Here is a 9237-nt window from a genome sequence, read left to right as displayed (position 1 = left end):
CTCGTGTCGCCTTCCAGCGCCTTCAGCGCCGAGCCCTTGACGATAGGAATGTCGTCGCCAGGGAATTCGTACTTCGACAGCAGCTCGCGAACTTCCATTTCAACCAGCTCGAGCAGCTCAGCATCATCAACCATGTCGCACTTGTTCATGAACACGATGATGTACGGAACACCCACCTGACGCGCCAGCAGAATGTGCTCACGCGTTTGCGGCATCGGACCGTCGGCCGCCGACACCACCAGGATCGCGCCGTCCATCTGCGCAGCACCCGTAATCATGTTCTTGATGTAGTCAGCGTGGCCCGGGCAGTCAACGTGCGCGTAGTGACGCGTCGCCGTCTCGTATTCCACGTGCGCCGTGTTGATCGTAATGCCGCGTGCCTTCTCTTCCGGCGCCGCGTCAATCTGGTCGTAGGCCTTCGCCTCACCACCAAACTTCTTCGACAAGATCGTCGTGATCGCCGCCGTCAGCGTCGTCTTACCATGGTCAACGTGACCAATCGTGCCGACATTCACGTGCGGCTTCGTACGTTCAAATTTTGCCTTAGCCATAGCCGGTACCTCGATACGTTAAAAATAAAGGCCAATTCGTGGTGCCCATGGGCAGGATTGAACTGCCGACCTCTCCCTTACCAAGGGAGTGCTCTACCACTGAGCTACATGGGCGCCCTGCTTGTCGTAAAACCTGCCGCAACATGGAGCGGGTGAAGGGAATCGAACCCTCGTCTTAAGCTTGGAAGGCTTCAGCTCTACCATTGAGCTACACCCGCGAAACCATCACCCCGCTGCAACCAACTTACTGCAATCACAACCAGACACGGCGGAATTCTTGGTGGAGGGAGAAGGATTCGAACCTTCGAAGGCAGAGCCGACAGATTTACAGTCTGTTCCCGTTGACCGCTTGGGTATCCCTCCAACTCGGAACCAGCAAGTATGGTGCACTCGCTGCACTTTGTCAAGTGCCTTTCCGATAAGAGTAGAATTATAGCAATATCTGCGCCCTGTTTCGAGATATTTTGACTATTTTGCCATTCATGCCCACAGACAATTACGAGCCAAACGCCGACGCAACAGGCACCGAACCCACCGCCCCCCCGCGCACGATGCTTCGACAATGCGCCGTCCAGGGTGCCGCCGTCATCCTCGTCTTGTCGCTCGCCTGGCCCTATTTCGGACTCCGGAGCGAACCCCTGCCCTGGCCAGAAACAGCGTTCGGCATTGGCGCAGTCGCTCTGCTCCTTGCCCGCCTCAGCCACCAACCGAGTTGGTGGCTCTGGATTCATGCGCTTTTCGTGCCGGCCGCCTGGGCCGTTTCGCGCCTCGACATCCCACCCGGGTGGTTTCTGCTCGGCTTCATCGCCTTATTGCTGTTCTTCCGCGGCGCCGCCAGCGGCCGCATCCCCCTGTATCTCAGCAACGCAGCGACCGTCGAAACTCTGAGCGATCTCCTGCGGCAGCATCCGGGGGTGCGCTTCGTCGACCTTGGCGCAGGCATCGCCAGCACGCTTGTACCACTCGCCCAAGCACTGCCCGACAAACACTTCACTGGCGTGGAGAACGCGCCGGCCTCATGGGCGATCGGACGAATCCGTACGCGCGGAATTGCCAACATTCTCTGGCAGCACGCCAACCTTTGGGACCAATCTTTGGGCGACTATGACGGTGTTTACGCCTTCCTCTCGCCCGCCCCGATGGCGGCGCTTTGGCAAAAGGCTCTGCGTGAAATGAAGCCAGGATCAATTCTCGTCAGCAATTCGTTCGCAATCCCCGACGTCTCGCCGACCGAGATCATTCAGGTCGACGACACCCGCCAGACGCAACTTTACTGTTATCGGATTCCTTGAGAACTAGAGCCGGATACCATTCTGGCTGATAGTCACCATCGCCTGCGTGCGACTGGATACGCCGAGCGCCTTGAATATGGCGGTCATGTGGACTTTGACCGTTCCTTCGGACAAACCAAGCAAGGCCGCAATGTCGCGGTTCGACTTGCCATGCGCCATCAACCTGAGCACCTCAATTTGCCGCCCCGTCAGACCAATTTCCGACGGGTCGATCTTGCGTGCGGCAGCGCTCTTGGGCGTCACCACCGTCGACAAGGCAAGACCGGCAGACGCCAGCGGCCGCCCGGCCAACACCTCACGCAAAGCTTCCAGAAGGCGCTCGCTGGAATACGTCTTCGAAACAAAGCCGGCAGCGCCGGCTCTCATCGCTTTGCCCACGGTCGCCGCATCGTCAAAAGCAGAAAGAATCACGACGGGCATATCCGGATAACGTTTGTGCAAGGTGGCCAGATATGACAGCCCATCCAGCCGCGGCAAACCGAGGTCCAGCAGCATCAAATCCACCGAACCGGACTCTTGTAATCGCTGACTGGCGATATCGCAATCCGCCGCTTCAAGTACCGTAACATCGGACTCGAGTTGGCGCAGCGTTTGCGCCAAGCCCTCGCGTACCAAGGCATGATCTTCGACGATGAGCAGTTTGAGCATACGGGAACGAACCGCTGAATTGATTTGCGGCAAACTATAGCACGCTAGGAAACAACGGAACTATGGCTGCACCGCGCATGACTTGAGCCAATCGACCGGCATTTCGATCGCACCGCCCTTGATGAGCGGCTCACCAATATAGGTGCCGCGAAAGAGGAGTCCGGTTTCGCCGTGTGCTGCCGTCCACGGCGTCTCCCACGATTCCACGACGATCCGCGCCCGCGTCACATCGACATCGGCGGAATCGCCTTCGACCCGCCCGAACACGCAGGGCGTCGCGCGCGCCAGTTGCCACAAGGCTTCCCGCGTCACCGCCGACCCAGCCCTGGCAGCCGCAGGACATTCCTTCACCGACTGTCGCTCACGGTGTATTTCGCTCACCACGCCTTTCACCCAGAACGTCGGGGATTTAAGCAAACGACCCTCACCGCCTTCACGCAAAACGACACAATCGCCCTCGCTGATATCGGCCCGTACAGAAATATTTGAGAGAAATAACGCGCAGAGCAAGACCAACGACTTCCGCCCGAAATACATGCCATCACCCCACCAAGGCTTGTCGATCTATTCCATTTCTCGCCGCGACACTCATCGCCGCCAGCAAATCCACCATTTCGACCGGCTTGAGGAGGACGGGCCAGGGCGATGACGCAGCAATTATCTCGCGCCGAAGCGCCTCGCCGGTCATCAAGACCGCCTGCACCGGCGTCGTCCGTCGTTCCTGCACGGCGGTAAGGAACGCCATGCCGTCCATCCCTGGGAGATTCAGGTCGGACAGATAAAAATCTGCAGCCAGAACCGCTTGCGCGCCGAGTGCGCGCTCGGCGGAATCATAGAGTTGAGTGCTGACACCAAACTCGTCGAGCGACAACTCGATCGCCTTGGCAACCATCGGATCATCTTCCACCACGACCACCGACCATCCCGCCAGCAAGGACTCGTCCACGCCACGAGGAACGGATGCCACCGGCTTAATTGCCGGAATGGCGGCGGCGACCGGAATCTCATACGCCGGTAGCATTACTTCGAAAACGGATCCCTGTCCCGGTCGCGAACGATACGACAATTCGCACTCCAACAATTGCGCCATGCGCCGAGCAATGGTCAGCCCGAGCCCCAAGCCCTTGCTGCGGTCGAGCACCGAATCGCTGACCTGATAGCTTTCTTCGAATATTCGATCACCATCGCGCGGATCGATCCCCACGCCGGTATCCCACACCTGAATCACCATGCGCCCGCGGCGCTTGCGCGCACCGACCAGAACGCCGCCGCGCTCGGTGTATTTCAAGGCGTTGTCGATCAGATTGCGCACGATACTCATAAGCAGACCGGTGTCGATGAACAACACTGTTGGCGCGAAGGGGAAAAACAGCTTGAACCGGAGATTTTTCTGCCGTGCCAAGGTCGAGAATTCAGCGTCGATCGCACGGAAAATCTCTTCCAACTCGACGCAACGCGGCTGCGGCTTGATCTGACCGGAGTCAAGCTTGGAAAGATCGAGCAGGGAGTAGAGCAATTCACTCAGCGCATGCCCCGAGCGCGACAGAAAATCGGCAATCGCCTTCTGTTCCGGGCTCAGATCGGTACGACGCAAGGCATCGAGAAACAGGTTGATCGCCTGAATCGGCTGACGCAGATCGTGGCTGGCCGCTGCCAGGAAGCGCGTCTTGCCGAGGTCGGCATTCTCGGCGCGCTGCTTGGCTTCGAGCAACTCGGCCTCTGTCCGCTTGCGCTGGGTGATATCCGTCAGCGCCGCAAGATACCCCTGCACACTGCCGTCCGAGGCGACGCCGGCCCTGATCTCGACCTGAACATAGGCCAAGGTGCCGCCCGGTTGGACAAAACGAAGTTCGCAGGCATACGGACGCTGCAGGATGCGGCCAACCATGCTGCGACGGGGAAGGCCGGATCGATCTTCGCGATGCACGAAGCCCGTCCAGTCCGAACCGGTCATTTCCTCCCGGTTGCGCCCGGCGATCGCCGCGCAACGGTCATTCACATAGGTGCAATTGCCGGCGTCGTCAAACCGGGCAATTCCGACCGGCACCAACTGAGTGAGCTCGCGAAACTGCGATTCGCTCACCGCAAGCTCGCTCAGTACCTGCTGCTGATGCGCCTGAGCTCGCCGCAACCGCATCAACAGGACGCCCAGAAGGGTGAACACCATGGCGGCCGAAACGACAACGCCAACGACTTGCTGATACCAGACTTCCAGCACTTCGTTCTTGCCCAGCCCCACCGCGAAGTAGAACGGAAAATCCCGCATCCTGACGATGCTCATGATGCGCGGGACATAATCCGGCGCAGCTTCGTAGTGCAATGTGGTAAGCCGCTCCGGCAGAGCCAATCTCCGCACCACAGGATGTTCGGACGGTAACGCGGTGTTGACGTCTCCCGGCAGATCCGGAGAGCGGATCACCAGCGAGTGGTCGTCCCGACGCAACGCAATCAAACCGTAGTGTCCCAGTTCAAGCGCGGAAAACTGACGCCGATAGAAGCCGAGGTCGATCGAACCATAGACAACCCCAAGGAAGTCTCCCTTGTCATTGCGCAGGCCTCGTGCCAGCACCAGCACGTCTTTACGAACCCCCCGCCCTGCCAGCACCTCGGAAATAACCAGACGATCGCTTGGATCTTCGCGCAATTGGCGGAAATACGAGCGATCCACGACATTCATCCGACTGATATCCAGCGCGCCGGAAAAATACAACAGATTGCCGCCCGCATCGACCACGCGATAACCGACCATGTCGTCTCGGTTGATCATGCGCCGCTCCAGACTCGCATTCATGCCGGTCCGATGACGCACGACCGCACCAGGACGGAGGACGTCGGCGGAAATATCACGCCGAAGCGCGATGAGTTCGGCGTCAATCTGGCGCAAGCGCGCCTCAAAACGCGCCTCGAACAACGCCGCCAGGTTGTAGGCACTTATTTCCGCCGTGTTGACCTGATCGCGGTAACTCAGCCAGAGTTGCCCGCCCAGCAGCAAGAGCATCGACATCACCGCGACCACCAGCAGCCAGGGTGCCAACATCAGCGGCACCACCTGATTCGGATGCCGGCGCTCAGCCATTCGCCGCCAGCCCCACCAAATCGGCATCGCTCTGCCAGAGCAAACGCTCCGGCGCAGAACGGGCATAGCGCCGACTCTCGTCGAGCGACTGCTCAGCGAAGGTCTCAAGCATCCGCTTCAACACGCCATGGTGCGGCAGCATCGTCCCGAAAAACAGGACATCCCCACCGCGCCGGATCAATACCGTCGGAAAATTCTCGACATCGAGATCACCCATCTCGTCTGCCTGATCCTCGATATCGACCCAGTGGAAACGCATCTCCGGGAACTCATCCGCCAACGCCTCGAACCCTGCCCGGTACTCGCGACAAGTTCCGCACCATTCGGCACACAGGCAGATGACGGCAAACTCCATGCTCGAAACGCTCCCTCGCTCAATTCAACCGCAGACCACAATCACCCCGCGCTACGTCAGGCCGGAAAACCTAAACGGACCGACGCCCAGGCATACGGCTACCGGACGCCACAAAGACACTACCCCGCGCGGGGAGATTGGCGAAGCAATATTATGGCAGAACTGTTCGCTCCTGCCGGCTTTGGGTCACCATCCCCCGATTGACGAAAAGAGCGACGACGGAGATACTTCGCCGCACTTATTTTTCAGTTCATTTCTCGGGAAGGAACGCCATGTCCGGCCACGGTTTCCATGTTCACGGCCCCCACGATCACGAAGTCGAACACGTCGCGCAACACGGCGGCGACCCCTTCACCGCGCGCGTCGCCGTGCTGACGGCAATCCTGTCGACGGTTGGCGCCATCTTCGGCTACATGGGTGGCCACAGCCAGAATTCGGCCCTGCTGTACAAAAACGAGGCCGCGATCCAGAAAACCTCAGCATCCAACCAGTGGAACTATTACCAGGCGAAAAGCAACAAGCAAAACCTCGCCGAATTGTCGATCGTGCTGACGCGCGGCGACGACCGCGAAAAATACGCGCAGGAGGTCGCCCGCTACAAGAAGGAAAAAGAAGAAATCAAGCTCGACGCGGAAAAGCTCGAAGCCAAGGCTAAAGCTGCCGACGAGAAGAGCGAAATCGAAATGCATGTGCACGAACGCTGGGCGCTTGCCACCACCTTGCTGCAAATTGCCATCGCCCTCTCGGCCATCACCTTGCTCACCCGCAAGCGCTGGCTACTCGTCGGCGTTTACGGCGCCAGCGCGCTCGGCGTGATCACCGGCGCGATGGGCTACCTGCATCTCTGACACCTTCAGGTGAAGGCGGCTTGTCGTCCACTCAGCGGACCTGACAGGCCACCTTCCACAAGGCCTCTTCCATCGACGCCTCGGAAATCGTATACCAGCGCTCGGCTTCCTGGCCGTCGGCCGCGACCTTGATGCCGTCGCCCATCGGGCCGGTAAAGGAGAGGGACGACAGATAGCGCTCACGCTTGTTGATGCAGTCATACACGGTGCGTACCACGGTCGACCGATACGCCGGCTGACCCTCTTCCTCCTGCGGTTCGGCCCAGCGCACCAGATGCAGCACCTGCCCCGTGTCGCCTTCGCGACGAACGCTGGCGCGGTCGACATAGACCCGCATGCCGTCGTCGAAACGCGAAAGTTCCTGCCATTCGGCTCGGGCGGAAGCGCTGGCCAGCAACAGCAAGAGCACGCCGGCAATTCGTCTGGATATTTTCATGGCGCGGATTGTACCCGATCACACCAAACGTCCGTTTGACCCGAGCGCCTGCATCAGTGGATACTAGGCGCTCTCCCGCCTTCCAGCGTAAAGGCCCCGGCATGAATATCACCGTTCTCGGCGAAGCCCGCTACCCCTCTCCGCTGTCGCACTTTGTCAGCGACAAAATCCGCGTCCTCCTGAATGCCGTGATCGACCCGGACGCACCGCCAAGCGACGATTTGCTGCTCGAAGTCGCCGGACCGCGGGAAATGCTCTATTTCGACCCGAAGAAAACACGCGCCGGCATCGTCACCTGCGGCGGCCTCTGCCCCGGTCTGAACAACGTCATCCGTTCGCTGGTGCTACAACTCCACCACGTCTACGGTGTCCGTGAAATCCTCGGCTTCGTCAATGGCTATCAGGGACTCGATCCCTGGCGCGGCGCCGAGCCGATCCCGCTGACGCCGGAATTCGTCGAGGACATCCACAAGGGCGGCGGTTCCGCCCTCAACACCTCGCGCGGCCCGGTCGACGTCAGCGTCGCCGTCGACAACCTCATCCGCCGCAAGATCGACATTCTGTTCGTCGTCGGCGGCGACGGCACGCAGCGCGGCGGCGCGGCGCTCTATCACGAGGCCAAGCTGCGCGGCCACGCGCTTGCCGTGGTTGGCATCCCGAAGACGATCGACAACGACGTCCCCTTCGTCTCGCGTACGTTCGGCTATCTGACCGCCGTCGAAGAGGCGACCCGCATCCTGACCTGCGCGCACACCGAGGCGCATAGCGTCGAAAACGGCATCGTCGTCGTCAAGATCATGGGCCGCCATGCCGGCTTCATCGCCGCTGGCGCGACGGTCGCCAGCCAGGACGTCAACTTCACGCTGGTCCCCGAAGTACCGTTCGTCCTCGACGGCGAAGACGGCTTCCTCGCCGCACTCAAACGGCGCATCGTCAAGCGCGGCCATGCCGTCATCCTGGTTGCCGAAGGCGCCGGACAGCATCTGATGAGCGGCGGCGAAAAGCAGTATGACGCCTCCGGCAACCTCAAGTCGAAGGACATCGGCGTCTTCCTGCGCGACCGCATCCACACCTACCTGAAGGAGCAGGACATCCCCTTCACACTGCGCTACATCGATCCGAGCTATCTCGTCCGCAGCGTTCCGGCTGGCGCCGAAGATGCGATCCTCTGCGACTTCTTCGCCCGCAACGCGGTTCACGCCGCCATGGCGGGCAAGACCGGGTTGGTCATCGGCCAGCAGCACGACATCTTCACGCACGTCCCGATCGAACTGTTGGCCAGCCGAAAGAAGCAACTCGACCTCAACAGCCCTGAGTGGCAAGGCGTTCTGTCGGCCACCGGCCAGGAATTCGCGCACTTCCCGGCCTGATCGTTCATACAGGCAGAAGGCCGTTCAGCGCACCGCCATCAAGCGTGCGCCAAGCGCGACGAACACGGTGCCGGCGGCGCGGTCCAGCCAGACGCCCGCCTTGCCATGACGGCCCAGCCATTGCCCGACGCTGCCGGAGAAAAAGCCGAGTGCGCCGAAAATCAGTGCGGACTGCAGGGTAAAGATCAGGCCCAGCCAGGCGGTCTGCACGGACGCCGAACCGTGCTCGACATTGACGAACTGCGGCAGAAACGACAGGAAGAAGATCACCACTTTCGGATTGATCGCGTTGGCCAACAAACCCTTGGCGAAAAATTGCCGGGGCGATGACGGCAGCACCGCCACCGCATCGGTTCGTACCGCGCCGCCGCTGCGCCACGCCTGAATGCCAAGCCAGACGAGATACGCCCCGCCGCCGAGCTTGAGCACCCCGAAAGCCATCGGCGAGGCCGCCACCAGAGCGCTGATACCCAGCGCCGCCAGCGTCGTATGGCTGATGCATCCGGCCGCACAACCCAAGCCGAAGGCCATGCCGTGACGCCGACCGCGCGACATGCCGACGCTGAGGACCATCAGGTTGTCGGGGCCGGGCGATACCGTGATCAGCACCGCGGCTGCCAAAAAGGCCAGACACTGCTCGGGCGTCAGGGGCATGCGCGCT

At 60.6% G+C, this 9237-nt stretch carries 10 protein-coding genes and 3 tRNA genes; 3 read left to right on the top strand and 10 right to left on the bottom strand.

From position 1 onward, the window contains the following. The 4 genes from BLR25_RS03595 to BLR25_RS03580 all read right to left on the bottom strand — a co-directional run. On the bottom strand, positions 1-551 hold a 551-nt coding region (locus BLR25_RS03595; RefSeq protein ID WP_143009755.1), incomplete at its 3' end, for a GTP-binding protein. A 39-nt stretch (positions 552-590) separates the two neighbouring features. After that, a tRNA-Thr gene (locus BLR25_RS03590) sits at positions 591-665 on the bottom strand. Positions 666-695: 30 nt separating this feature from the next. Then, positions 696-769: transfer RNA gene (locus BLR25_RS03585), tRNA-Gly, on the bottom strand. Between the two features lie 60 nt (positions 770-829). Next, positions 830-914: transfer RNA gene (locus BLR25_RS03580), tRNA-Tyr, on the bottom strand. A gap of 188 nt (positions 915-1102) precedes the next feature. Between BLR25_RS03580 and BLR25_RS03575 the strand changes: the two genes are divergently transcribed. Beyond that, positions 1103-1843, top strand: coding sequence for a class I SAM-dependent methyltransferase (locus tag BLR25_RS03575; RefSeq protein ID WP_091933722.1), 741 nt, complete (start codon positions 1103-1105; stop codon positions 1841-1843). A 3-nt stretch (positions 1844-1846) separates the two neighbouring features. Here the strand turns inward: BLR25_RS03575 and BLR25_RS03570 are convergent, their stop codons facing one another. The 4 genes from BLR25_RS03570 to BLR25_RS03555 are packed head-to-tail and all read right to left on the bottom strand — an operon-like array spanning position 1847 to position 5922. Continuing rightward, positions 1847-2491, bottom strand: a complete 645-nt coding sequence (locus BLR25_RS03570; protein WP_091933476.1) for a response regulator — start codon at positions 2489-2491, stop codon at positions 1847-1849. Between the two features lie 60 nt (positions 2492-2551). Beyond that, positions 2552-3028, bottom strand: coding sequence for a hypothetical protein (locus BLR25_RS20880; RefSeq protein WP_143009754.1), 477 nt, complete (start codon positions 3026-3028; stop codon positions 2552-2554). Between the two features lie 4 nt (positions 3029-3032). Beyond that, complete coding sequence (locus BLR25_RS03560; protein ID WP_176785735.1) at positions 3033-5567, bottom strand: ATP-binding protein; 2535 nt, start codon at positions 5565-5567, stop codon at positions 3033-3035. Further along, positions 5560-5922: a thioredoxin family protein gene (locus BLR25_RS03555; protein ID WP_091933466.1), complete on the bottom strand. Its 363-nt coding sequence runs from the start codon at positions 5920-5922 to the stop codon at positions 5560-5562. Before BLR25_RS03555 ends, BLR25_RS03560 begins: the two co-directional genes overlap by 8 nt. Before the next feature lie 272 nt (positions 5923-6194). Here BLR25_RS03555 and BLR25_RS03550 point away from each other — a divergent pair, with 272 nt between their 5' ends. Further along, a complete protein-coding gene (locus BLR25_RS03550) occupies positions 6195-6770 on the top strand; it encodes a DUF4337 domain-containing protein (RefSeq protein ID WP_091933463.1) in 576 nt (191 codons plus the stop codon). Between the two features lie 31 nt (positions 6771-6801). Here the strand turns inward: BLR25_RS03550 and BLR25_RS03545 are convergent, their stop codons facing one another. Then, positions 6802-7206, bottom strand: a complete 405-nt coding sequence (locus BLR25_RS03545) for a surface-adhesin E family protein (RefSeq protein ID WP_143009753.1) — start codon at positions 7204-7206, stop codon at positions 6802-6804. 101 nt (positions 7207-7307) lie between these two features. Between BLR25_RS03545 and BLR25_RS03540 the strand changes: the two genes are divergently transcribed. Further along, positions 7308-8576 (top strand): ATP-dependent 6-phosphofructokinase, encoded by a 1269-nt coding sequence (locus BLR25_RS03540; protein WP_091933455.1) that lies wholly within the window; start codon positions 7308-7310, stop codon positions 8574-8576. Positions 8577-8600: 24 nt separating this feature from the next. Here the strand turns inward: BLR25_RS03540 and BLR25_RS03535 are convergent, their stop codons facing one another. Next, positions 8601-9230, bottom strand: coding sequence for a LysE family translocator (locus BLR25_RS03535; RefSeq protein ID WP_091933452.1), 630 nt, complete (start codon positions 9228-9230; stop codon positions 8601-8603). Positions 9231-9237 lie beyond the last annotated feature (7 nt).

This window comes from Propionivibrio dicarboxylicus (assembly GCF_900099695.1).
Taxonomy (GTDB): Bacteria; Pseudomonadota; Gammaproteobacteria; order Burkholderiales; family Rhodocyclaceae; genus Propionivibrio; species Propionivibrio dicarboxylicus.
The sequence above is the reverse complement of the archived record's forward strand: the minus strand, read 5'-3'. Positions and strand labels throughout refer to the sequence as shown.

Bases quoted from the DNA above. Each gene is read 5' to 3' on its own strand.
- BLR25_RS03575 (WP_091933722.1), top strand. From the start codon at position 1,103: ATGCTTCGACAATGCGCCGTCCAGGGTGCCGCCGTCATCCTCGTCTTG.
- BLR25_RS03570 (WP_091933476.1), bottom strand. From the start codon at position 2,491: ATGCTCAAACTGCTCATCGTCGAAGATCATGCCTTGGTACGCGAGGGC.
- BLR25_RS20880 (WP_143009754.1), bottom strand. From the start codon at position 3,028: ATGTATTTCGGGCGGAAGTCGTTGGTCTTGCTCTGCGCGTTATTTCTC.
- BLR25_RS03560 (WP_176785735.1), bottom strand. From the start codon at position 5,567: ATGGCTGAGCGCCGGCATCCGAATCAGGTGGTGCCGCTGATGTTGGCA.
- BLR25_RS03555 (WP_091933466.1), bottom strand. From the start codon at position 5,922: ATGGAGTTTGCCGTCATCTGCCTGTGTGCCGAATGGTGCGGAACTTGT.
- BLR25_RS03550 (WP_091933463.1), top strand. From the start codon at position 6,195: ATGTCCGGCCACGGTTTCCATGTTCACGGCCCCCACGATCACGAAGTC.
- BLR25_RS03545 (WP_143009753.1), bottom strand. From the start codon at position 7,206: ATGAAAATATCCAGACGAATTGCCGGCGTGCTCTTGCTGTTGCTGGCC.
- BLR25_RS03540 (WP_091933455.1), top strand. From the start codon at position 7,308: ATGAATATCACCGTTCTCGGCGAAGCCCGCTACCCCTCTCCGCTGTCG.
- BLR25_RS03535 (WP_091933452.1), bottom strand. From the start codon at position 9,230: ATGCCCCTGACGCCCGAGCAGTGTCTGGCCTTTTTGGCAGCCGCGGTG.